Origin of the sequence: Rhizobium rosettiformans W3 (assembly GCF_004912135.1) — a bacterium.
Taxonomy (GTDB): Bacteria; Pseudomonadota; Alphaproteobacteria; order Rhizobiales; family Rhizobiaceae; genus Allorhizobium; species Allorhizobium rosettiformans.
In genome coordinates, this window is record NZ_STGU01000006.1 from 228,342 (window position 1) to 251,354 (window position 23,013).

At 62.7% G+C, this 23,013-nt stretch carries 25 protein-coding genes; 13 read left to right on the forward strand and 12 right to left on the reverse strand.

The window, feature by feature from the left end; all coding sequences use genetic code 11:
• Window positions 1-417 carry a carboxymuconolactone decarboxylase family protein gene (locus tag FAA86_RS13235; RefSeq protein ID WP_136541256.1) on the forward strand — a complete coding sequence of 139 codons (417 nt, stop codon included), beginning with the start codon at window positions 1-3 and terminating at the stop codon, window positions 415-417.
• A gap of 29 nt (window positions 418-446) precedes the next feature.
• Here the strand turns inward: FAA86_RS13235 and FAA86_RS13240 are convergent, their stop codons facing one another.
• Together FAA86_RS13240 and FAA86_RS13245 are read right to left on the reverse strand one after the other, a co-directional pair.
• Entirely contained in the window at window positions 447-884 is a 438-nt protein-coding gene (locus tag FAA86_RS13240) for a hypothetical protein (protein ID WP_136541258.1), read from the reverse strand.
• 3 nt (window positions 885-887) lie between these two features.
• Window positions 888-1,154, reverse strand: coding sequence for a type II toxin-antitoxin system Phd/YefM family antitoxin (locus FAA86_RS13245; protein ID WP_136541260.1), 267 nt, complete (start codon window positions 1,152-1,154; stop codon window positions 888-890).
• A 121-nt stretch (window positions 1,155-1,275) separates the two neighbouring features.
• On the opposite strand from FAA86_RS13245, the gene ade reads away from it, so the two are divergent.
• Genes ade through FAA86_RS13265 form a run of 4 tightly spaced genes read left to right on the forward strand, consistent with a single transcriptional unit; the run spans window position 1,276 to window position 4,361 of the window.
• Window positions 1,276-2,970, forward strand: a complete 1,695-nt coding sequence (gene ade, locus FAA86_RS13250; RefSeq protein WP_136541262.1) for an adenine deaminase — start codon at window positions 1,276-1,278, stop codon at window positions 2,968-2,970.
• A gap of 59 nt (window positions 2,971-3,029) precedes the next feature.
• A complete protein-coding gene (locus tag FAA86_RS13255; RefSeq protein WP_136541264.1) occupies window positions 3,030-3,293 on the forward strand; it encodes a type II toxin-antitoxin system Phd/YefM family antitoxin in 264 nt (87 codons plus the stop codon).
• Between the two features lie 3 nt (window positions 3,294-3,296).
• On the forward strand, window positions 3,297-3,563 hold the full coding sequence (locus tag FAA86_RS13260; RefSeq protein ID WP_136541266.1) for a Txe/YoeB family addiction module toxin: 267 nt from the start codon (window positions 3,297-3,299) through the stop codon (window positions 3,561-3,563).
• A 9-nt stretch (window positions 3,564-3,572) separates the two neighbouring features.
• A complete protein-coding gene (locus FAA86_RS13265) occupies window positions 3,573-4,361 on the forward strand; it encodes a potassium channel family protein (RefSeq protein ID WP_113458666.1) in 789 nt (262 codons plus the stop codon).
• Window positions 4,362-4,363: 2 nt separating this feature from the next.
• Here the strand turns inward: FAA86_RS13265 and aac(6') are convergent, their stop codons facing one another.
• Both aac(6') and bglA read right to left on the reverse strand, forming a co-directional pair.
• On the reverse strand, window positions 4,364-4,816 hold the full coding sequence (aac(6'), locus tag FAA86_RS13270; protein WP_246035067.1) for an aminoglycoside 6'-N-acetyltransferase: 453 nt from the start codon (window positions 4,814-4,816) through the stop codon (window positions 4,364-4,366).
• Window positions 4,813-6,474 (reverse strand): beta-galactosidase BglA, encoded by a 1,662-nt coding sequence (bglA, locus tag FAA86_RS13275; protein ID WP_136541270.1) that lies wholly within the window; start codon window positions 6,472-6,474, stop codon window positions 4,813-4,815. Before bglA ends, aac(6') begins: the two co-directional genes overlap by 4 nt.
• A 177-nt stretch (window positions 6,475-6,651) precedes the next feature.
• Here bglA and FAA86_RS13280 point away from each other — a divergent pair, with 177 nt between their 5' ends.
• On the forward strand, window positions 6,652-7,746 hold the full coding sequence (locus FAA86_RS13280; protein WP_136541272.1) for a glycosyltransferase family 4 protein: 1,095 nt from the start codon (window positions 6,652-6,654) through the stop codon (window positions 7,744-7,746).
• A gap of 10 nt (window positions 7,747-7,756) precedes the next feature.
• On the opposite strand, the gene der is transcribed toward FAA86_RS13280, so the two are convergent.
• The 3 genes from der to FAA86_RS13295 all read right to left on the reverse strand — a co-directional run bounded on the left by der (window position 7,757) and on the right by FAA86_RS13295 (window position 10,584).
• A complete protein-coding gene (gene der / locus FAA86_RS13285; protein WP_136541274.1) occupies window positions 7,757-9,184 on the reverse strand; it encodes a ribosome biogenesis GTPase Der in 1,428 nt (475 codons plus the stop codon).
• 39 nt (window positions 9,185-9,223) lie between these two features.
• Complete coding sequence (locus FAA86_RS13290; protein ID WP_136541276.1) at window positions 9,224-9,895, reverse strand: tetratricopeptide repeat protein; 672 nt, start codon at window positions 9,893-9,895, stop codon at window positions 9,224-9,226.
• A 110-nt stretch (window positions 9,896-10,005) separates the two neighbouring features.
• Window positions 10,006-10,584 (reverse strand): NnrU family protein, encoded by a 579-nt coding sequence (locus tag FAA86_RS13295; RefSeq protein ID WP_136541278.1) that lies wholly within the window; start codon window positions 10,582-10,584, stop codon window positions 10,006-10,008.
• Between the two features lie 128 nt (window positions 10,585-10,712).
• Between FAA86_RS13295 and FAA86_RS13300 the strand changes: the two genes are divergently transcribed.
• Window positions 10,713-11,729, forward strand: a complete 1,017-nt coding sequence (locus FAA86_RS13300; RefSeq protein WP_136541280.1) for a polysaccharide deacetylase family protein — start codon at window positions 10,713-10,715, stop codon at window positions 11,727-11,729.
• A gap of 66 nt (window positions 11,730-11,795) precedes the next feature.
• Window positions 11,796-11,951 (forward strand): hypothetical protein, encoded by a 156-nt coding sequence (locus tag FAA86_RS24615; protein WP_167494974.1) that lies wholly within the window; start codon window positions 11,796-11,798, stop codon window positions 11,949-11,951.
• Window positions 11,952-12,028: 77 nt separating this feature from the next.
• Here FAA86_RS24615 and sbmA read toward each other — a convergent pair whose 3' ends face one another.
• Window positions 12,029-13,309 carry a peptide antibiotic transporter SbmA gene (gene sbmA, locus FAA86_RS13305; RefSeq protein WP_136541282.1) on the reverse strand — a complete coding sequence of 427 codons (1,281 nt, stop codon included), beginning with the start codon at window positions 13,307-13,309 and terminating at the stop codon, window positions 12,029-12,031.
• A 214-nt stretch (window positions 13,310-13,523) separates the two neighbouring features.
• Between sbmA and FAA86_RS13310 the strand changes: the two genes are divergently transcribed.
• On the forward strand, window positions 13,524-13,760 hold the full coding sequence (locus FAA86_RS13310) for a hypothetical protein (protein ID WP_113458673.1): 237 nt from the start codon (window positions 13,524-13,526) through the stop codon (window positions 13,758-13,760).
• A gap of 27 nt (window positions 13,761-13,787) precedes the next feature.
• Here the strand turns inward: FAA86_RS13310 and map are convergent, their stop codons facing one another.
• Both map and FAA86_RS13320 read right to left on the reverse strand, forming a co-directional pair.
• Window positions 13,788-14,540 carry a type I methionyl aminopeptidase gene (map, locus tag FAA86_RS13315; RefSeq protein WP_136541284.1) on the reverse strand — a complete coding sequence of 251 codons (753 nt, stop codon included), beginning with the start codon at window positions 14,538-14,540 and terminating at the stop codon, window positions 13,788-13,790.
• 40 nt (window positions 14,541-14,580) lie between these two features.
• On the reverse strand, window positions 14,581-15,627 hold the full coding sequence (locus FAA86_RS13320) for an LLM class flavin-dependent oxidoreductase (protein ID WP_136541286.1): 1,047 nt from the start codon (window positions 15,625-15,627) through the stop codon (window positions 14,581-14,583).
• Window positions 15,628-15,857: 230 nt separating this feature from the next.
• Between FAA86_RS13320 and FAA86_RS13325 the strand changes: the two genes are divergently transcribed.
• The 3 genes from FAA86_RS13325 to xdhB all read left to right on the forward strand — a co-directional run bounded on the left by FAA86_RS13325 (window position 15,858) and on the right by xdhB (window position 20,875).
• Window positions 15,858-16,631, forward strand: coding sequence for a 3-hydroxybutyrate dehydrogenase (locus tag FAA86_RS13325; protein WP_136541288.1), 774 nt, complete (start codon window positions 15,858-15,860; stop codon window positions 16,629-16,631).
• 92 nt (window positions 16,632-16,723) lie between these two features.
• The gene (xdhA, locus tag FAA86_RS13330; RefSeq protein ID WP_136541290.1) at window positions 16,724-18,196 is read left to right on the forward strand and encodes a xanthine dehydrogenase small subunit; all 1,473 of its coding nucleotides are present in this window, start codon (window positions 16,724-16,726) and stop codon (window positions 18,194-18,196) included.
• A gap of 342 nt (window positions 18,197-18,538) precedes the next feature.
• Window positions 18,539-20,875, forward strand: a complete 2,337-nt coding sequence (gene xdhB / locus FAA86_RS13340; RefSeq protein ID WP_136541294.1) for a xanthine dehydrogenase molybdopterin binding subunit — start codon at window positions 18,539-18,541, stop codon at window positions 20,873-20,875.
• 4 nt (window positions 20,876-20,879) lie between these two features.
• Here the strand turns inward: xdhB and FAA86_RS13345 are convergent, their stop codons facing one another.
• Window positions 20,880-21,764, reverse strand: a complete 885-nt coding sequence (locus tag FAA86_RS13345) for a hypothetical protein (protein ID WP_136541296.1) — start codon at window positions 21,762-21,764, stop codon at window positions 20,880-20,882.
• Between the two features lie 136 nt (window positions 21,765-21,900).
• Between FAA86_RS13345 and xdhC the strand changes: the two genes are divergently transcribed.
• Window positions 21,901-22,701, forward strand: coding sequence for a xanthine dehydrogenase accessory protein XdhC (gene xdhC / locus FAA86_RS13350; RefSeq protein WP_136541380.1), 801 nt, complete (start codon window positions 21,901-21,903; stop codon window positions 22,699-22,701).
• A gap of 70 nt (window positions 22,702-22,771) precedes the next feature.
• Here the strand turns inward: xdhC and FAA86_RS13355 are convergent, their stop codons facing one another.
• Window positions 22,772-23,002, reverse strand: coding sequence for a hypothetical protein (locus FAA86_RS13355; RefSeq protein ID WP_136541298.1), 231 nt, complete (start codon window positions 23,000-23,002; stop codon window positions 22,772-22,774).
• Between the last annotated feature and the right edge of the window lie 11 nt (window positions 23,003-23,013).

Here is a 23,013-nt window from a genome sequence, read left to right on the forward strand (position 1 = left end):
ATGGCGGTCCTCCCTCTCCTGAGTGACGAGGAGGCGAGCGCAGAAGCGCTCGCCGTCTTCAACGACATCAGAGAAAAACGCGGCATCGACTACGTCAACAATTTCTGGCGGGCGCTCGCCCATGATCCCGACGAACTTAAATCCGTCTGGGACCGGCTCCAGACCGTGATGGCACCCGGCGCCCTCGACCCGCTGGTCAAGGAGCTGATCTATATCGCGGTGTGCGCCACCAATGGCTGCGCCTATTGCGTCCATAGCCACACCGCCTCGGCCAAGGCCAAGGGCATGACGCCGGACATGCATGCCGAACTGCTGCAGGTGATCGCCATGGCGAGCCGCACCAATGCACTGGCGGTGGCGCTGGGCGTGCCGGTGGATGATCGGTTCGAGGCGGAGGTCGCCAAGAAGGGTGAGTAGCGCCGTGCTTGTTTCGCCCAGTCGCGCCGCTATTCGCTTCGGGGCACGAAACCCGCTCTGCCAGCCCGGGCGAGTTGAACGAACCGGTCTCGCACGTCCAGGAAAAGCCTGCGCGGCAACAGCCCGTAGACGACACTGCTGCCCGCCTCGGTCTCGAAAGGTCGAAGATCCGGGCCCGGCCAGAAGAATCGATTGGCCTCTGTCAGCACGATGAAGGAAGGCAAGTCATCGAGACCAAGTCGCTGCTTGGTGGCGGCCGGAATCTCCACCGCATGCGCAGGATTTGAAGGCGGCGTGTGGGTGATCGGGAGCACCACCACCTGTGTTTCACCGTCATCCCGCGTCAAGGCCAGGATGACGGCACAAGGCCTGTCCTTGCGACCTTCCTCGAGCCCGCGGTGAAACTCGTGGTGCCACAGATAAGAGTAGCGAATGACCTGCCCCGGCTCCGGCGCGGGCCAAGACACGGGTCAGCGATCCAGTTCGCCGTCGAACGCATCCGCGCCCGATGGCGGCAGGCTTTCAGCGATGTCTTGCAACTCGGCGTCGGAGAAATCCGCAGCCGCTAAAACCTCCCGGTCGCGCCGCTTCAGCCGCTGATACTCCTCTGTCGAGATCATCACCGTACGGTCGCGGCCATTGCGCGTGATCACGACGGGTTGCGTGAGGGCAAGATCGAAGTAGCGTCCACTCTGCCGCTGAAACTCCGCAGCACTCACCTTCACCGGATCAGCCATCCATAAGCCTCCCATTTATACATAAGATCAGTATCATACATAGAACATTTAATTTCAAGATCGTTGGCCCCTTGTGATCAAGAGGCTACACTCGTGAGATCAACAGAATCGGAGAAGCCGCATGACCGACCTCGAACGCCGCATCGATCAGGGGACCGGCCGCGAGCCGGCGGACATCGTGTTGAAGGGCGGGCGTTACTTCGATCTGGTCAGCGGCGAACTTGTTGAATCCGATATTGCCATCTGCGGCGAGACCATCGTCGGGACGGTCGAAAGCTACGAAGGCCGGGAGGTCATCGACATCTCCGGCAAGATCGTCGTGCCCGGCTTCATCGACACGCATCTGCACATCGAAAGTTCGCTGGTCACGCCGCATGAGTTCGACCGCTGCGTGCTCCCCTATGGCGTGACGACCGTGATCTGCGATCCGCACGAGATCGCCAATGTGCTCGGCACCGAGGGCATCCAGTTCTTCCTCGATTCGGCCGAGCAAACGATCATGGACATCCGCGTCCAGCTCTCCTCCTGCGTGCCGGCGACGCATCTGGAGACGGCGGGCGCCGATCTGCCGATCGAGCGGCTCCTGCCTTTCCGCAACCACCCGAAGGTCATCGGCCTTGCCGAATTCATGAATTTCCCCGGCGTGATCCACAAGGATCCGATCTGCATGGCGAAGCTCGAAGCCTTTCAGGACGGCCATATCGACGGCCATTCGCCGCTGCTCTCGGGTCGCGACCTGAACGGCTATCTCTCCGCCCGCATCCGCACCGACCACGAATGCACCAGTGCCGCCGAGGCCATGGAGAAAATCCGCAAGGGCATGCACATCCTCGTCCGCGAAGGCTCGGTGTCGAAGGACCTGCATGCGCTGATGCCGATCCTGACCGAGCGGCTCTCGCCCTTCCTCGCGCTCTGCACCGACGACCGTAACCCGCTCGACATCGCCGAACAGGGCCATCTCGACTATCTGATCCGTGAGGCGATCAGGAACGGCGTGGAGCCGATCGCCGTCTATCGCGCCGCCTCGATTTCGGCCGCTCGCGCCTTCGGCCTGCGGGATCGCGGTCTGGTGGCGCCGGGTTGGCGCGCCGATCTGGTGGTCGTCGACAGCCTTGAAAACTGCAAGGCGGACATGGTGTTCGCAGCCGGCCGTCGTGTGACCGACGACCTCTTCGAAACCCGCAAGCCGGTCGCGCCCGTCGGCCTCGACAGCGTCAAGGCGCGCGAAGTGAAGGCCGCCGATTTCGGCGTGCCGGTGGCGGAGGGCGAAACGCCTGTCATCGGCGTCATGCCCGGAAAGATCATCACCGAACACCGCCGCTACCGCCTGCCGACCTCCGGCAACCAGACCGCCGTCGATCTCGCAAACGACGTAATCAAGGTCGCCGTCATCGAGCGGCACGGCAAGAATGGCAACCACGCCAACGGCTTCGTCCAGGGGTTCGGCCTGAAGAAGGGCGCGATTGCCTCGACCGTCGGCCATGACAGCCACAACATCTGCGTCGTCGGGGTCTCCGAGGAAGACATGGCGCTCGCCGCCAACCGGCTCGGCGAGATCAAGGGTGGCTTCGTCGTGGTCGAGGACGGCAAAGTCACCGGCGAGATCCCGCTGCCCGTCGCCGGCCTGATGAGCCTCGAACCCTACGAGAGCGTGCGCGATACGCTACACCACTTGAGAAAAGCGGCCTATGCTCTTGGAACGACGCTCGAAGAACCTTTCCTCCAGGTCGCCTTCCTGCCACTGCCGGTCATTCCGCATCTGAAGATTTCCGACAAGGGCATGGTAGACGTCGACCAGTTCCGGCTGATCGGGTGATCTAAGTTGCATCAACTCGTGAGTTGTACCATATTACGGACAACTCGGAGTTCGCCATCATGGACACCATCTTTTTCTCGAAGGCACGGGCCGAGCTTGCCGGCTTGCTCGACAAGGTCAACGACGACGCGGCACCGATCGAAATCGTCAGGCGTGACAAGCCCTCAGCCGTGTTGATGGGCAAGGATGAATATGACAGCCTCGTCGAGACCATTCACCTTCTGTCATCTCCTGCGAACGCCGCGCGATTGCTGAAGGCCAAGCAAGACCTGGAGGCCGGAAACTTCGCTGAGCCCCCCGCGACGTTCGATATTGGGCGCTGATCCATGCGGATTGCCTTCACGCCGGATGGCTGGGAGGACTACCTGTATTGGCAGGGGCAAGACCGGAAGACACTGGCACGGATCAACGAGCTCATCCGCGATATACGCCGCCACCCCTTCGAGGGGATCGGCAAACCCGAACCCCTGAAGGGCACGCTCAAGGGAATGTGGTCTCGTCGCATCACCCAGGAACACCGTATTGCGTACGCCGTTGTCGGTACAGGTGAGGACCAGACGCTGGTGATCCTGCAATGCCGCTACCACTACTGAAGAGGCCCTATGGCATTCGAGACTGCGAAATCCGCGACCCAATCCATACGCCAGCGCCTGACGCGCCTCTATTACGGCCGGGACACGGCAGCGATCCGTTTCCAGTTCGCATTGATGATCATCGACATTGCGATCATCGGATTTTTCCTGGCGGGCCCCTATCTGCGTGATCGGCCAAGCTATCTGATCCTGGACTACACGATTGCCGCCTGGATTGCGCTGGAGCTCATCGCCCAGTGGTCGGCGACCTATCCCGCCCGTCGTTATCTCATGCGGCCGATGACCTGGATCGATCTTTTCGTTCTCTGCACGCTGCTCTTTCCGCAATGGCTATTCAACTTCGCCTTCCTGCGCGTCGCGCGCATCTGGGCGGTTGCGCAGCGACCGGTCTTCACGCTGATGCTAAACAGGCTCGGCCTGAAAGAGCAGACGGATGTCGTGACAGCCTTCATCAACCTCTTCGTCTTTCTCTTCCTGGTGACGGGCTTCGTCTATACCTTCTTCTTCTACCGGGAAGATGCCGGGACCGGCTTTATCGATGCCCTCTATTTTACGGTCGCAACTGTCACCACGACGGGCTTCGGCGACATCACGCTGCCGGGCACGGCCGGCAAGCTAACCTCAATCGTGACGATGATCATCGGCATCTCGCTCTTCGTGCGGCTCGCCCAGGCAATCGTCCGGCCCTACAAGGTCACCTTCCCCTGCCCCGAATGCGGCCTGCAGCGACATGACGCGGACGCCGTCCACTGCAAGGCCTGTGGCCACACACTGAACATCCCCGACGACGGGCTTTGAGCTCAGAGCGTTTTGCGAAAATAGACGACGCGCTGCGTCTCCTCGAAGCCGAGAGCGCCATGCATCGCATGAGAGACGGTGTTGTTTAGCTCGGCATCGGAGCCGAGTTCGCTGAGGCCCTTGCTCCGCGCCCAAGCGCTCACGGCAGCGACCAGCAGAGCCGCAACGCCCTGCCGACGCGCGGCGGGATCGACGACGATCCCTTCGAGAAAGGCGACCGGCGAGGTCTCGCAGCCATTCACATAGTCGGAGCGGATGCTGGCTTCCGCCAGCCCCAGGGCACGCCCCTCAGTGTCGGAGCAAAGGAACGAGCAGAGCCGGTCCGGCTCTAACAGAGCCGCGACGATCTCGGCCCGATGGTCTTCCAGAGCAAGATGCGGCCAGAGCTGGTGGCGCAGCGCCGACCACGCGTTCAGGTCTTCCTCGCTCGCTTGATGAACCGAAAACTCCGTCACGAGAGCCTCGCGCAAATGCCATCAAGCGGCCCGAGCCGGATCTCGCCCTCGGCGGCCGTGCCGGTCAGTCCCGGCATGGCGAGCACCTCTTTCACCGCATGCCCCTTCGGCAGCGTGAATTCCTGCGGTCCGCGGCGAAGATTGAAGACGAAGAGCAGCCGCTCATCGCCCTTCGAGCGCGTGAAGACGAGCACGTCCTCATTCGTCGCCAGAAACTCCATGTCGCCGTCGATCAGCGCGGGGTGGGTCTTGCGGAAGGCGAGCGTCGCCCGATAATGAGCGAGGACGGACTGGGACGACTTCTCTTGGGCATCGACGGCCAGCGCCTGATGCTCGGCCGGCACCGGCAGCCAAGGCTTGGCGGAGGAGAAACCCGCCTGCTTCTTCCCCTTTTCCCAAACCATTGGCGTGCGGCATCCGTCGCGTCCCTTGAAGGCCGGCCAGAAGCGGATGCCATAGGGGTCGCGCAGATCCTCGAAAGCCAGATCCGCCTCGGGCAACCCCAGTTCCTCGCCCTGATAGAGGCAGATCGAGCCGCGCAGTGCTGAAAGCACGGACATGGCAAGCTTCGCGACCGCATCCCGCTCCTGCGGCTGCTGCACGAAGCGGCTGACATGGCGTGTCACGTCGTGATTGGAAAAGGCCCAGCACACCCAGCCGTCCCTCACCTGCCGCTGGAAGCTTTCGACGCAGTGGCGGATATGGCTCGGCGTGAAATCCGGTCCGAGCAGGTCGAAGGTGTAGCACATGTGCAGCTTGTCGCCGCCGGAGGTGTAGGCCGCCACCGTCTTCAGCGAGCGCGCCCCGTCGCCCACTTCACCGACCGTCGTACGATCCGGATACTGGTCGAGCAATGCCCGGAAGCGCTTGAGGAACTCGATATTCTCCGGCTGGGTCTTGTCGTAGAGATGACTTTGCATGCCGTAAGGGTTAACGTCGGGCGCATCGAGGCCGGCATCTTCGCTGTCGGGCACATGGGGCGGATTGTCCCGCAGCTCCTTGTCATGGAAGTAATAATTGACGGTATCGAGCCGGAAGCCGTCGACGCCGCGATCGAGCCAGAATTTCACCGCATCGAGCACCGCATCTTGAACCGCACGATTGTGGAAGTTGAGATCCGGCTGCGAAGCGAGGAAATTGTGCATGTAATACTGCTTGCGGATTCCGTCCCACTCCCAGGCTGGGCCGCCAAAGACCGAAAGCCAGTTGTTCGGCGCCGTTCCATCGGGCTTGGCCGCGGCCCAGACATACCAGTCGGCCTTGGGATTATCGCGACTCGTCCGGCTTTCCTTGAACCAGGGATGCTGGTCCGAGGTATGCGAGATCACCTGGTCGATGATGACCTTCAAGCCGAGCCGCTTCGCCTCCGCCATCATCGCATCGAAATCGGCAAGCGTACCGAACATCGGGTCGACATCGCAGTAATCGGAGACGTCGTAGCCCATGTCTGCCTGCGGCGAGGTGAAGAAGGGCGACAGCCAGATCGCATCGACGCCGAGCGAAGCGATGTAGGGCAGCCGCTGGATGATGCCCTTGATGTCGCCGATGCCGTCGCCGCTCGTATCCTGAAAGGAGCGCGGATAGACCTGGTAGATCACCGCACCGCGCCACCAGTCGGCGGAGTTCGAACGCGTGGATTTGGCAGGTGGCTTAGTCATCAGGGGATCCTCCGGCGGGAATCGTCAGGTGCCCTTAGGCAATCGACTTGCACGGCCGATGTCAAACGGCCCGTCGGTAGACTGACATCAAGCTGTAATGTTCCCCGCCCATAAGGCGCCAAGAGCTTGTGAGAGAATCGCCGCTGCGGCGGCCGTTCGGATGAGGGCGGACACGCCATGCCGAAACTGACCATCGTGACCGATGCCTGGCACCCGCAGGTGAACGGGGTCGTCCGCTCGATCGAGACCACCAACCGTGAACTGAAGGCGATGGGCGTCGAGGTCTCGATGATCACGCCCGAGCCCTTCCGCAGCATTCCGATGCCCACCTATCCCGAAATCCGGCTCTCGCTTGCCACGCCCGGCCGCATTGGACGGATGATCGAGGCGCAAAGACCTGACTACGTGCATATCGCGACCGAAGGGCCGCTTGGCCTGATGGCGCGCCACTGGTGCATCCGCAACAAGCGCCCCTTCTCGACGACCTACCACACCCGTTTCCCGGAATATGTGGCAGCCCGGCTGCCGGTGCCGCTCGCCTGGCTCTATGCCTTTGTCCGCTGGTTTCACAATCGCGGCGGCGCCTGCATGGTGGCGACCGAGAGCCTGCGCCGGGAACTGGCCGCCCGCGGCATCAACAATCTCTGCCTCTGGAGCCGCGGCATCGATACCGCCCATTTCCGGCCGCGCGAGAAATCGGAGAAACCCTTCGGCCTGCCACGCCCGATCTTCATGACGGTCGGCCGTGTGGCCGTGGAAAAGAACCTTCCCGCCTTCCTCGATCTCGATCTGCCGGGCTCGAAAGTGGTGGTCGGAGATGGCCCGGCCCGCGAGGAACTGCAGGCGCGCTATCCGGACGTGCTCTTTACCGGCGTCAAGCATGGCGAGGACCTCGCGCGTGCCTATGCCGAAGCTGATGTCTTCGTCTTCCCGTCAAAGACCGACACCTTCGGCAATACCATCCTGGAAGCGCTGGCGTCTGGCGTGCCCGTCGCCGCCTACCCCGTGACCGGTCCGGTCGACATCATCCCGGCAGGCTCGAATGCCGGCGCGCTCGACCACGACCTGCAGATCGCCTGCATCGCAGCCCTTCAGGCCTCGCCGGCGTCAGCCCGCAGGCTGGCCGAGACCTATTCCTGGGAAGCCGCCACGCAGCAATTCTTCGACAATGTTGTGGAGGCCAAGGAGCAGCGCCGCAAGCGCGGTCTGCGCCAGCGCTTCGGCGCCCGCCCGGCCGAGATCGACGCCCACGGACGCCCTGCCACCGAATAGCCGGCGTCGATTACCGCCGCCGCTTGCGGCCCTCGAACGGGTTCTCGCCCGCCTTGAAGTGGATGCGGATCGGCACGCCCGGCATGTCGAAATCGGCGCGCAGACCATTGGTCAGGTAACGCACATAGCTTTCCGGCAGCGCGTCAGGCCGCGTACAGGAAATCATGAAGGCCGGCGGACGCGCCTTCACCTGGGTCATGTATTTGAGCTTCAGGCGACGGCCGGAGACGGCCGGTGGCGGATGCTGGGTCGTGACCGCATCGAGCCAGCGGTTGAGCTTGGCCGTCGAGATACGCTTGTTCCACACCTTGTCGGTGTCGACGATGTTCTGCATCAGCTTGTCGAGGCCGTAACCGGTCTGGCCGGAAATCGGCACCGCGCGAATGCCGCGCGCTTGGGGCAGCAGACGCTCTGTCTTCTCGCGCAGGTCTGCAAGAACGGCCTGCGGGTCTTCGACCAAATCCCACTTGTTGAAGGCGAGAACGGCAGCGCGGCCTTCGCGGATGACGAAGTCGACGATCTGCAGATCCTGCTTTTCGAAGGGAATGGTCGCATCGAAGATGATGACCACGGTTTCGGCGAAACGCACGGCACGCAGCGTATCGGCAACCGACAGCTTTTCGAGCTTCTCCTGCACGCGCGCCTTGCGGCGCATGCCGGCCGTGTCGAACATCTTGATGGTGCGACCGCGCCAGTCCCATTCGACCGAGATGGAATCGCGGGTGATGCCGGCTTCCGGACCGGTCAGCAGGCGGTCTTCACCGAGGAAACGGTTGATCAGCGTCGACTTGCCGGCATTCGGACGACCGACGATCGCAACGCGCAGCGGCTTGCTGTCGTCGTATTCGGGCTCCGCCTCGTCATCCTCGTCGTCGAACTCGCCGTCCTGCGAGAGCACCACATCGGTCTCGGCTTCATCGTCCGGTTCCGGGAAGGCGCGCTCCTCGCCGATCGCCTCGACGATCGCGTCGCGCAGGTCGATCATGCCTTGGCCGTGTTCGGCCGAGATCGGCACCGGCTCGCCGAGGCCCAACGTATAGGCGTCGTAGAAGCCGGCGTCGGATCCGCGCGCTTCCGATTTGTTGGCAACGAGCACGACCGGCTTTCCACGCCGGCGCAGCATTTCGGCCAGCGTCTTGTCGAGCGGGGTCAGGCCGAACTTGGCGTCGACGACGAGAAGCGACAGATCCGCCTCATCGATCGCAGCTTCCGTCTGGGCGCGCATACGACCTTCAAGCGTATCGGCACCGGCCTCTTCGAGACCGGCGGTATCGATGATGGTGAAACGCAGGTCAACGAGTTTGGCCTCGCCCGGCCGGCGGTCGCGGGTAACCCCCGGCGTATCATCGACAAGCGCCAGCTTCTTTCCGACCAGACGGTTGAAAAGCGTGGACTTGCCGACATTCGGACGCCCGACGATGGCGACTGTGAAACTCATAGGAACGCTAGCTTTCCGGCCGTTCAGGCCTTGTCGTTGTTACGGGGCCTTGCCGGAGGCCTTGATGTTGTCGAGCAGCATCTGGGCGCGGTTGGCGACATTGCGCGGCGCTTCGGCATCTTCCACGATCTGCTCGAACCATTCGCGCGCACGGGTCATGTCACCCGCCTTGTAGGCGGCAAGACCCAGCGCTTCGCGGGCGGCATGGCGCATGGCATTGGTCGGCGTGGCCATGGCTTCGACCATCGCCGAAACGTCTTCGTAGCTTCCGGTGTCGACCAGCAGCCATGCGGCCCGCACCTTGGCAGTGTTGCGAACCGCTTCCGGGATCGAGGCGTCGTCGCCAATCGTCTTGAACGAGGCAACGGCGCCCGAAGGGTCACCCTTTTCGGCGAGAACCGACGCGGCACGGAAGCGGGCGAGAATGCCATAGGCACCGTAACCGTCCTGTTCCAGCGCCTGCAGGGCGGCTTCCGCCTCATCGCGCTTGCCCTGGTCGGCGAGCGTCAGCGCGGCAAGGAACTTGTCGCCGGCATCCGACGCCTGGGTCGAGTCCCAATGGGTCCAGAGGCGATGGCCAGCCGTGCCGAGAACGATCACCACGGCAGCACCGATGATGATGCGGCTGTAGCGCTTCCAGGCATTGCGCACCTGGTCGGAGCGGAGCTCCTCGTTCACTTCGCGGATAAAGCTGTCGTTCTGGTCAACCATTCATACCTCCGGGCAATGCCGGCCTTTCGATGTAGTCTCTCATGCGTGAGCGGCCTTCTAGCGGATTTTTGCCCGCTTGTAAGGGGAAAACCGCCAACAGCCTTAAGCCGTCACATGGCAAGCGGTGCAACCCCGATCAACAGTTCGTGCAGCCACATGAGGATGACGGCCCAGAGCACGATGCCGCCGACAACGGCGATCGCATCGTAGCGGGCCGAAACGAAGGGCTTGAGCACGAGCTCACCGGCCCGGACACGCCGCTTGTAGTTGATCCGCAGAATGACACCCCAGGCGAGCAGCGAAGCAAAGAGCAGGACGGAAGCAAGATCGCCATTGGCAAGAAGGTGGGCGGCGGCCCAGATCTTGATCGACAGCACGATCGGATGCTTGGTCTTGGTGGCGATATGCCCGGCCGGTAGGAAGCCGGCGACCAGACAGATCATCGCAAACAACATCAGCGTCGTCGTCAAATGGTTCATGCCCATGGGCGGGAACCAGAGATTGATGACCGGCGCCGATGCATAGCCCCAGATCAGCACGATCAGCGACACGAGGCTCATCACCGAATTGATCACCCGCCAGCCCTTATCCCCGAAGCGCTCGATCATCGACAGCCGGAAACCGGGGGCGACGACCCGGATCAGATGGGTGGCGACAAACAGGATGATGCCGAGAATGAGAAGCGTCATGAGTGAGAACCTTTCAGGTCGAGTTGCCCCAAGCCTTACTGGTCCGCAAAGCGAATTTCCAGTGCGTTCAAAGCTTCGCCGCATTTGGGTGGGAGGCACACGGCGTGTTGATTGCCGGATATTTGCTGATGTTTCATCGCCTGATTGCCTTGTCCCTTGCCCTCACGGCCTCCACCGCGCTGGCAACAGAGCCGCCCCCTGCGGCAAATGGCGCGGACGAAGCCCGCCCGAAACAGCTTCTGCTCATCTCCTTCGACGGTGCCCATGACAACAGGCTGTGGGCTCGCAGCCGGGCGCTTGCCGAACGGACTGGCGCCCATTTCACCTACTTCCTCTCCTGCACCACGTTGATCCCGCGCGCCCGCGCCGAAGACTACAAGGCACCGGGCATGAAATCCGGCCGCTCAAACATCGGCTTTGCACAGGATGCCGAGGAAGTCTCGGTTCGGCTTGATCACATCTGGAAGGCCCGGACCGAGGGCCACGAGATCGCCAGCCACACCTGCGGACATTTCGACGGCAAGGACTGGTCGAAGGCGGAATGGTTGAAGGAGTTCAAGGCCTTCGATCGGGTTCTTCTCAACGCCTGGAAGGACAACGGGCTTGCCGATCGCGAACCGGAGGGCTGGGCCGATTTCGTCGAGAACGACATCACCGGTTTCCGCGCCCCCTATCTCTCCGCCCCCGACAGCCTGTTTGAGGCCGAGCGCGAACACGGCTTTCGCTACGATGCGAGCATTGTGACCCATGATCCGGAGTTGCCCGCAGACGACAAGGGCCTCGCCCGCTTCGGTCTGCCGCTGATCCCCGAGGGGCCGAAGGAGCGGCGGATCATCGCCATGGACTACAATCTCTTCATCCGCCATTCGGCCGGCATCGATCATCCCTCGAAGGGCAACGAGTTTGCCGAGCGGAGCTACGAGGCGTTCCGCAAGGCCTTCGACAGACAATATGAGGGCGACCGGATCCCACTGCAGATCGGCCTGCACTTCGTCACCATGAATGGCAGCGCCTATTGGGCCGCCATGGAACGGCTGGTCGCGGAAGTCTGTCCTCGTCCCGACGTCGCCTGCGTGACCTATGCCGAGGCGCTCGACATGCTTGAGAACCGCAACGCTGGGAAGGCTGCACCCGGCGCCATGTGATCGCATGACGCATTTACTTGGGCAGGCTTTGCCCCGATATGAGCGAGCAAAACCTCAGGGGTAATCATGAAGATCCTGTTTCTCATCGCCTGCGCCTGCGTCATCGCCGCCACCATCGGCGCCGTCGCGATCGGCCTGTCGCTGTTCACCCAGCCGGAGGCCTATGCCGTGTTGGAGGCTCCGGCCCCAATTGAAACGACGGTTGCGTCTCCGCTGGCCTGACCTTTGATTGCCCCAAAAGAAAAAGGCCGCGCTGTTTTCCCGGCGCGGCCTTCTCGGTTTCGTGCAGTCGCTGACCCTTAGTAGGGACGGTCCGCCGCGATTTCACCTTCGGCTGCCTCGCGCAACAGATAGCGCTGATCGATTTCCGGCAGCGGTTCGCCATCGATGGCTGCCTCGAAGGCCGCAAGACGCTTGTGGATCGACAGGAGCTCGATGATCGTCGACCAGTAGCTGACGAGATACTGGAAGCTGTCCGTCACCTGACCGAAGGCGGTCGCGATCTGCTGCCACACGCCCATGGTGATGCGTCCGGCCACGACCGTCGGGATCAGGATGAAGGTGAGGAACAGGGCGTCGAGCTGGCCGTAGGTGTAGCGGGCGACGTTGAAGTAGGTGTAGTGCCAGTACATGCGGAAATAGTTGCGGCGGACGTTGGAGAAGAGCTCCCTGACCGTGACTGGCTGGGCACGTTCGGCATTATCTTCGCCATAGACCAGCTCCTTACGGAACGCAGCCTCGACGCGCTGGTTGCGGAACTGCAGACCCGGCAGCTTGATGCCGGCGACCATGAGAAGGATGGTGCCGAAGGCCGACCAGGCGATAGCCAGCCAGAACAGCGAATGGGGGATGGCGCCGAGGATCGGCAATTCGCTGACATTCTCCGACATGCGGAAGAGGATCGGCAGGAAGACCACGAGCGTCATCACCGAGTTGATCAGGGCAACGCCGAGACCTTCGAGAATGTTGGCAAACCGCATCGTATCTTCCTGGACACGCTGCGAGGCACCTTCGATGTGACGCAGCTTGTCCCACTTCGACATGTAGAAGTCGTTCATCGCGTTGCGCCAGCGGAAGACATAGTGGTTGGTGAAGAAGGCAGTGACGACCGAGAGCGTCACGCCGACCATGCCGATCTCGAGGAAGCGAAGCTGCAGCTCGTAAAGCTGGCCGGCGGTCACCGTGCCGTCACCATTCAGCGCCTTCTGGAAGAGGTCGAAGAACGGGCCGCGCCAGTTGTTGACGGCGACCGAGATCTGCACGCTGAAATAGGCGATGAAGATGATGAAGGCCGAGCCCCAGATCGACCAGTTGGTCCAGGGATGGTCGCGCGCGACCAACTGCCAGGCGACACCGAAGATCACCACGAAGATGGTGAAGTAGAGGTAGAACCAGAGATTATCCGGCGTGAAGAAGGAGGCGAGCCCGACGGGCGGCTGCTGTCCCTCTGCCAGTGGCGGCATTCCCAGAGCGGAACCGATCTCGGGTCCGACCGTGTACCAGACGATGATGCAGACGAGCGTCCAGAGGGCCGCCGAAGTGAAGAACAGCTTGGGCTGCGGAAAGAAGGAGTGAAACACGCGGAAAACCTTCGTGTAGGAGAAGTCCTGTAGAACCTGGCGGGAACCTAGGGCAGAAGGTTCCGCCCAGCAATGGCATCGCCAAATTGTGGCAGAATTACCCCCGCCAAAATTAAGGGTCGGTAAGGTTAGGTCGCGGCTGTTGATTTACGCCGTCCTTGCCTCCTCTTCAAAAATCGCTAGGGAAAGGTCAAAGCTTTTTCAGGAGTGCCCCATGAGCGACCTCAGCCTGCAGCAGGCCATCGACAACATCTACACCTCGATCAACAACGACAATGAAGAGATCGACGCACACATCGCGGCGCTGAAGGCGGCGATGGCGCGTGAGGGTGTGAAGGAAGCCGTGTTCGAGCCGTCGAAGCTCGCCCAGTCGAACCGCCAGGGCCGCAAGATCATGCAGTCCTATTTCAAGAAGAAGGGCGTCGCCGTCGCCTTCTCGAAGTCCGAGTAAGACGGAAGTGACGTCAGAGCGCTCGCCTCAGTCGGCGAGCGTCAGCACCAGCGGCCCGTTCCGGGTCACCACGATCGTGTGTTCGAATTGCACCGTCGGTGCCCGCGGCTCGCTGTAAAGCGTCCAGTCGTCCTTTTCACCGTCCTCGGCCCATTGGCCGCCGAGCGAGAGAAACGGTTCGATAGTGAACACCAGCCCCTCCTCCATCACCCGTGTCTCGTCTGGATCGGGCCAGGTGGAAAGCTCGGTCGGCTCTTCGTGCAACGAGCGACCGACGCCATGGCTCGCGAGATTGGTGATCAGCGTATAGCGGTTCTTCTTGGCAAAGGCCCCGATCGAATTGCCGATATCGGCGAGCGGCCTGCCGGTCTTGACCTGGTTGAGGCCCACCCAAAGCGCCCGCTTGCCATCCCGCAGAAGCCGTTCGAGCTTGGTCGTGCCCGGCGGCACGATGAAGGATTGCCCGGTGTCGCCGAAATAGCCGAGCTTCTCCGCCGACACATCGATATTGACGAGATCGCCCGCCTTGATCACCCGGTCGCCGGGAATGCCATGGGCGATCTCTTCGTTCACCGAGATGCAGGTGGCGCCCGGAAACTTGTAACAGAGCTCCGGCGCCGACTGTGCGCCGTTCTCCTCAAGCACCTTGCGCCCGATCTGGTCGAGCTCGCGGGTGGTGATGCCCGGCTCGAGTGCTGCCGCCATGGTCTTGACCGCCGTCGCGCAGATCCGTCCGATGTCTTTGAGACGCGTGAGGTCCTCTTCGGTTTCGACGATCATATCGGTCCTTCACTGCTCTCCGGTGGGGGTGACCGCTGCCTTAGGCGGCGGATGCCTTCTCCGTCAACGCCTTCCGAACCAGCGGCGCGACTTTTGTTCCGAAGAGCTCGATCCCGCGCATCAGTTCCTTGTGCGGCATCGGGCCGATCGCCATCTGCATCAGGAAGCGGTCATTCTTGAAGATCCCGTGCATGGCGACGATCTTTTCGGCCACGGCTTCCGGGTCGCCGACAAAGAGCGCCCCGCGAGGACCGCGCGAGGCATCAAACTGGGCACGGTTGGTCGGGCCCCATCCACGCTCACGACCGATGCGGTTCATCACCTCCGCCTGCGGCTCGTAGAAGATATCGGCCGCCGATTCCGTCGTGTCGTGGATAAAGCCGTGAACGTTGATGGAGGTCTTCAGCGTCTTCAGGTCGACACCGGCCTTGGCCGCACTCTGACGATAGAGATCGAAGAAGGGGGCAAACCGATGCGGCTCGCCGCCGATGATGGCAAGCGCCAGCGGCAGGCCGAGATAACCGGCACGCGCCGCCGACTGCGGCGTACCGCCGATCGCGATCCAGAGCGGCAGCAGATCCTGCAGCGGACGGGGATAGACGCCCCTGCCCTGGATCGGCTTGCGGGTCTGCCCTTCCCAGGTGACCACCTCGTTTTCGCGGATCTCCATGAGCAGCTGCAGCTTCTCGGCAAACAGCAGATCATAGTCTTCGAGGTCATAGCCGAAGAGCGGAAAACTCTCGATGAAGGAGCCGCGACCGACCATCATCTCGGTACGGCCGTTGGAGAGCAGGTCGACGGTGGCATATTGCTGGAAGACGCGCACCGGATCATCCGAGGAGAGGACCGAAACGGCACTCGTCAGCCGGATGTTCTTGGTCTGCACGGCAGCGGCCGCCAGGATCGTAGCGGGCGAGGACGCCATGTAGTCAGGGCGGTGATGCTCGCCGAGGCCGAAGACATCGAGCCCCACTTCATCGGCGAGCTTGATCTCGGCCAGCAACTCGTCGACCCGCCGCTTGGCGTCGGCCCCCTTGTTGGCAGCATTGGGATCGACATCGGCAAAGGTATAAAGCCCGAGTTCCATGGCGTGACTCCTGATCGCGTGTAGTGGCCCAAGACATAGAGATTTGCGGCTGCAGACAAAAGGCCCGGAGAGCGAACACTGTGTCTCGTTGAAACCGGGGCAAGAGCCGGGGCACGGGTGCTGCGGCAAAACGCCGTTGCACGGGAACTTCCTTTAGGACTAACCTTTGCCTTCGCGGGTGCAACAAGACACCCGTCATCCATCGGCATCCGTCGAGAAGGAACAATCAGATGAAGAAAACAGTCGTCGTCACCGGCTCCACCAGCGGCATCGGTCTGGGTATCGCCCGCGCCTTTGCGGCTGAAGGCGCCAATGTCGTGATCAATGGCTTTGGCGACAAAGCCGAGATCGAAGCCATCCGCAAGTCGCTCGAGGACAAGGGCGGCAAGGCGCTCTACCACGCCGCCGACATGACGAAGCCGGCGGAGATTGCCGACTTGATCGCCACGGCCGAGCGTGAATTCGGCGGCGTCGACGTGCTCGTCAACAATGCCGGTATCCAGCATGTCGCGCCGGTCGAGGATTTTCCGGTCGACAAATGGGACATGATCATCGCGATCAACATGTCGAGCGCCTTTCACACGATTCGCGCCGTCGTTCCCGGCATGAAGGCGAAGAAGATGGGCCGCATCATCAACATCGCCTCGGCCCATGGCCTCGTCGCCTCGCCCTTCAAGTCGGCCTATGTGACGGCCAAGCACGGCATCCTCGGGCTTACCAAGTCCGTGGCCCTCGAAGTCGCCGAATTCGGCATCACGATCAACGCGATCTGCCCGGGTTATGTGCTGACACCGCTGGTCGAGAAGCAGATCCCGGACACGGCCAAGGCCCGGGGCATTTCGGAGGAACAGGTGAAGACCGAGGTCATGCTGCGACTGCAGGCGACCAAGGAATTCGTCTCGATCGACGAAGTCGCCCAGACCGCGATCTTCCTCGCGAGCGACGCAGCCCGCCAGATCACCGGCACGTCGATCTCCATTGATGGGGGCTGGACAGCACAATAGACTTGAAAGATGACGCTGCGCCGCCCACCATCGACAAATCGGGCGACGCAGCCGCGTCCGGCAGCCGGACATCGAGGGGACAAGACCAGTTCATGGCAGACAGCATTCGTTTCATTCTGAACGGCGAGGATATCGCCCTTGCAAGCCTCGACCCGACCGAGACGCTGCTCGATTACCTGCGCCTGAAGCGCCGGCTGACGGGCTCCAAGGAGGGCTGCGCGGAAGGCGACTGTGGCGCCTGCACGGTGCTGGTCGGCCGCCTCGTCTCGGGACGTCTGGTCTATGAAACGGTCAATGCCTGCATCCGCTTCGTTGGCTCGTTGCATGCCACCCATGTCGTGACCGTCGAGCATCTGGCCGCCAAGGACGGCACGCTGCATCCGGTCCAGCAGGCCATGGTCGACTGTCACGGCTCGCAATGCGGCTTCTGCACCCCGGGCTTCGTCATGTCGCTTTACGGGTTGTGGCTGACCTCGGAGAACCCTGGCCGTGCCGAGATAGAACGGGCGCTGCAGGGCAATCTCTGTCGCTGCACGGGTTACGAGCCAATCGTCAAGGCAGCCGAGCAGGTTGCCCGCATCCGCCCCTCTGCTCTTTTCGACCCGCTGGAGCGCGAGCGCGCCGAAATCATCGCGCGGCTGGAGGACCTCTCCACCCGCGACACCATCCTGCTGAAGGGCACCGATGGCCGCAGCCTCGTGGTGCCTGGCAGTGTGGAAGCGCTTGCCAACACGCTCGCGGCCCATCCCAAGGCCACCGTGGTTGCCGGTGCCACCGATGTCGGGCTCTGGGTCACCAAGCAGATGCGCGTTCTGGATCCGGTGGTCTTCATCAACCACCTGGAAGACCTGCAGAAGACCACCGTCTCGCCTGACGGCATCACGCTCGGCGCCGGCGTCAGCTACACCAGGGCCTTCGCCGCACTCCGCCGTGAAATCCCCGCCTTCGGTCGCCTGATCGAGCGTATCGGCGGTCAGCAGGTGCGCAACATGGGCACGATCGGCGGCAATGTCGCCAACGGCTCGCCGATCGGCGACAGCCCGCCGGCCCTCATCGCCCTGGGTGCGACCGTCACCCTGCGCTCGGCTTCCGGCACCCGCACCCTGCCGCTCGAGGACTTCTTCATCGACTACGGCAAGCAGGACCGCCAGCCGGGCGAATTCGTCGAAAGCTTGTTCGTGCCCCGCCCGAAAGCGGAAAGCCACGTGGCGATCTACAAGATCTCCAAGCGTCGCGACGAAGACATCTCCGCACTCTGCGGCGCCTTCCATCTGGAGATGGATGCGGCTGGCATCGTCACCCATATCCGCATCGCCTTCGGTGGCATGGCGGCTACGCCCAAACGCGCCCGATCCGTGGAGGCAGCGCTCTACGGCAAGACCTTCACGCAAGCAACGGTCGAAGCCGCCCGTCACGCCTTCGACCTCGACTACAAGCCGCTGACCGACTGGCGCGCCACGGCGGAATACCGCCAGCTGACGGCAAAGAACCTGCTGACGCGGTTCTTCCTGGAAGTGTCGGGCATGCCGCAGGAACTGCAGCGCTTTGCGGTGGAGGAGGCGTGATGGGGAGCGTTTTGCATTGGGGTTGCCCCCCTCTGTCGGCTGCGCCGACATCTCCCCCACAAGGGGGGAGAGTGGCCGCTGGCCGACTGCCCACCTCCCCCTTGAGGGGGGAGGTCGCCGCGAAGCGGCGGGTGGGGGTGATCCGGGCCGCGAGTTCAATGCAACGGACCGGGGCAGATGTATCGTCCATCACCCCACCCCGGAGCTACGCTCCGACCCTCCCCCTCAAGGGGAGGGTGAGGCCGCGCCGCTTCCCCACCCCGCCCTCCCCCCTTGTGGGGGAGATGCCCGGCAGGGCAGAGGGGGGTACCTCGCGCGCGACATTTAGAGACGGAGGCCTTCATGGATAAGGCGACCTACGAGACGACGAAATATATCAAGGGACCGATGCACCAGTCGCTGCGGCATGACTCAGCGCACAAGCATGTCGCCGGAAGTGCCGAATATATCGACGATATTCCCGAACCCGCAGGCCTGTTGCATGGCGCACTCGGCATGGCGGATCGCGCCCATGCGGAGATCCTGTCGATCGATCTTTCGGCGGTGAAGGCCTATCCCGGCGTGATCGATGTGCTGACCGCAAACGACATCACCGGCGTCAACGATGTCTCCTCCGGCGGTCGCCACGACGAGCCGCTGATTGCGACGGACAGGATAGAATTCCACGGCCAGACCATCTTCGCCGTCATCGCCGAGACCCGGGATGCCGCCCGCAAGGCGGCGCGGCTTGCCAAGGTCGAATACCGAGACCTGCCCTTCTGGACCGATATCGACGGCGCGCTGGAGAATGGCGCACCGCTCGTCACGCCCGGCATGACGCTGAAGCGCGGCACGCCGGAGACCGAACTTGACAAGGCCAAACACCGCATCAAGAGCTCGATGCGCATCGGCGGCCAGGAGCATTTCTATCTCGAGAGCCATATCGCGCTCGCCATTCCAGGCGAAGACGACGATGTGACCGTCTGGTCGTCCACCCAGCATCCTTCCGAAATCCAGCACATTGTCGGCCATGTGCTCGACATTCCCTCCAATGCCGTGACCGTCAATATGCGGCGCATGGGCGGCGGCTTCGGCGGCAAGGAAACCCAAGGTAACCAGTTCGCGGCACTCGCCGCACTCGCAGCCAAGAAGCTGAAGCGCGCCGTCAAATTCCGCCCCGACCGCGACGAGGACATGGGCGTCACCGGCAAGCGCCACGACTTCAAGATGGATTTCGATGTCGCCTTTGATGACGACGGAAAGATCCACGCGATCGAGGCCAATTTCGCCGCCCGCTGCGGCTACTCCTCGGACCTTTCCGGTCCAGTTACAGACCGCGCCCTCTTCCATGCCGATTCCAGCTATTTCTATCCGCATGTGAAGCTGACCTCACAGCCCTTGAAGACCCATACCGTCTCCAACACCGCCTATCGCGGCTTCGGCGGGCCTCAAGGCATGCTGGGCGGCGAGCGGGTGATCGAGGAGATCGCCTATGCGCTGGGAAAGGACCCGCTGGAGATCCGAAAGGCCAATTTCTACGGCGAGAAGGGTTCGGGCCGCGATGTGACCCCCTACCACCAGCAGGTGGAAGACAACATCATCCTGAAGGTCGTCGAGGAACTCGAAACCTCCTGCGACTATCAGGCGCGCCGCCAGGCGATCATCGACTTCAACAGGACCAGCCAGGTCATCAGGAAGGGTATCGCCCTCACCCCGGTGAAATTCGGCATCTCCTTCACCATGACCGCCTTCAACCAGGCGGGCGCGCTCGTCCATATCTATCAGGACGGCTCGATCCACCTGAACCATGGCGGCACGGAGATGGGCCAGGGCCTCTACACCAAGGTCGCCCAGGTGGTTGCGGACTGTTTCCAGGTCGATGTCGACACGGTGAAGATCACGGCGACAACGACGGCCAAGGTGCCGAACACGTCTGCCACCGCCGCCTCCTCCGGCTCTGATCTCAACGGCATGGCCGCTTACGACGCCGCCCGCCAGATCAAGGAAAGGCTGGTCGCCTTTGCCGCCGAGAAATACGGCGTTCCCGCCTCGGAGGTCGAGTTCCTGCCGAACCGGGTGCGCGTCGGAGAGCAGATCTTCTCCTTCGGCGACTTCGTCAAACAGGCCTATTTCGGCCGCGTCCAGCTGTCTGCCGCCGGCTTCTACAAGACCCCGAAGATCCACTGGGACCGCGCTGCGGGCCGGGGCACGCCCTTCTACTACTACGCCTATGGGGCAGCCTGCTCGGAAGTCTCGATCGACACGCTGACGGGCGAATATCTGATGGAGCGCACCGACATTCTGCATGACGTCGGCAAGTCTCTGAACCCGGTCATCGACATCGGCCAGATCGAAGGCGGCTTCGTGCAGGGCATGGGCTGGCTGACCACGGAAGAGTTGTGGTGGGACGGCAAGGGACGGCTGCGTACGCACGCCCCCTCGACCTACAAGATCCCGCTCGCCTCGGACCGGCCGAAGATCTTCAACACCCGCCTGGTCACCTGGTCTGAGAACACCGAACCCACCATCGGCCGCTCCAAGGCCGTCGGCGAGCCGCCCTTCATGCTGGCGATCTCGGTTCTGGAGGCGCTCTCCATGGCGGTGGCCTCGGTGGCCGATTACCGCATCTGCCCGAGGCTCGATGCGCCGGCGACGCCGGAACGGGTGTTGATGGCGGTGGAGCGGCTGAAACGGGCGTGATGGCTCAGCGCGTCGCGGCCCGCAGCAGATAGAGGAAGGCTGCGAGGATCAACACCGGCAGGACCAGCAGCTTGACGAGATAGGCCGTCGCGATCCCGATCGAGGCGGTGAAGAGATCGGCCGAGATCGCCACCCCATCCTGGATCACCTGCGCATTCGCGGCTGCGGTTTCCGCCATGTCAGACGCGGCCTGCAGGGTGCCTGTAAAGGCGGAGCCGAGGCGATCGAACATGCCATCCTCCGCCGGCGGGATACGATCGGTGGGAGACAGGGTTTCCACAGGCGGCACCACGTCCACGTCGGCACCGGTTAGATCCTGCTGCCCGCGCATGCGGTCGAAAACCTCTGTCGCATTGGTCCAGGCACGGTCGGTGATCGCGTCACCGGCGTAAAAGGCAATCGTATAAGAGGCCGGCAGCAGAACGGCACCGAGCAGACCAAGAACCAAGACCGCCTTCGTCAGGCGAGACAGCAAGGGCGGCACCTGACGTGCGGTCAGGATCAGCCCCGCTGAAAACAGCGCGCAGGCGCCGAGTGCCACGGAAGCAACCTTGGCGACGGGCACCAGTACAAGCGACAGAATGCCGGAGACGATGGCGAGGCCGAAGAGGAGATCAACGAGCCGCTCGATGGTATTGATGACCGGCTGCAGCAATTGTCCGGGGCTGGCCGTCACCGAGGCAACGCCGACGCCGCCGGAGATATCGGCGTCGCGGGCAACACTCATCACCGAATTGGCCACCCGCAGTGTTCCATAGAGCGCGCCGCTGCCGACCATCACGTCACGGCTGAAGCGGGCGGCAATATCGGCGAGCGGATTGACGAGGAACAGCGCCACGGCAAAGCAGGCGACGAGCAACCAGATGATCAGGCCCTGCGTTCTGGTCATATGAACCCCCATGTCTTCGAGGCGAAACCATAACACGTCGGACATGTTACAGGCGCTGTGAAACCTTTGTCGGATAAACTGAAAGCCGCGCTGTCCAGTTCCCCCTTGAGAATGCTAGGATTGCCGCACCATGAGCCTGACCACCCTCCCCGCCTTCCTCAAAACCCACCCCAACGCCGTTCTCGTCGAAGTCGCCGAGACCAGGGGATCGACCCCGCGCGAGGCCGGCGCATTGATGCTGGTATCCGCTGAAGCGATCTGGGGCACGGTGGGTGGCGGCCATCTGGAATTCATGGCGATCGAACACGCGCGCAAGCAGCTGGCCGGCGAAACGGTGCCGGAGACGCTCGACGTGCCGCTCGGCCCCGAGATCGGCCAGTGCTGCGGTGGTCGCACGCTTCTGTCGTTCCGTGTCGTCGATCAGGCCCTTGTTGCCGAACTCACGCAACGCCTGGCAAGCGAACGCGCGGCATTCCCCGACGTTACGGTCTTCGGCGCCGGCCATGTCGGCCTGGCACTCGCCCAGGCGCTGGCACCCCTTCCCTTGAATGTCAGCCTGATTGACACGCGTGCGGAGATCGACGGCGACGTGCCCGCCGGCATCACCTTCCGCCGCGTCGCGATGCCGGAGGCCGAGGTGGCGAAGGTCAGGCCCGGCGGCGCCGTCGTCATCCTGACCCACGACCATGCATTGGATTTCCTGATCGGGAGGGAAGCCCTTGCCCGAACCGACCTCGCCTATGTCGGTATGATCGGCTCGAAGACGAAGCGCGCCACCTTCGCCTCCTTCCTTGACCGCGAGGGCGCCCAGCGCTCGGCGATGGAGCGCCTAACGCTGCCGATCGGCGGCAATGCGGTGAAGGACAAGCGCCCGGCGGTGATTGCGGCCATGGTCGCGGCGGAATTGCTTGGCGTGCTGCTCGGCTCCCAAAGCTGAATCAGTCTCTCAAGGGCTGGAATCACATTGCCAGCACATGTCGACAAACGACTGATCCCGAACTCGTTTTTCAAAAGGGACCGGGACGGAGATAGTCCGTCAAACCACGGCGATACCGCCAGAGATCGCTGCGCCGATCGGATGATGACGTCCGCTTCTCGATGCCGATATCCTTCAGGAGCTCCTCGGGAATGTCATCGATATGGGGCAGCCGCTGGCGTCGATGCGACCGGGTTACTCCGGACCACAGGATCGACACCAGCCTGTCGAATGGCAAGAGTCTACGGATCGCGGACACCATGTCTGCCTCCA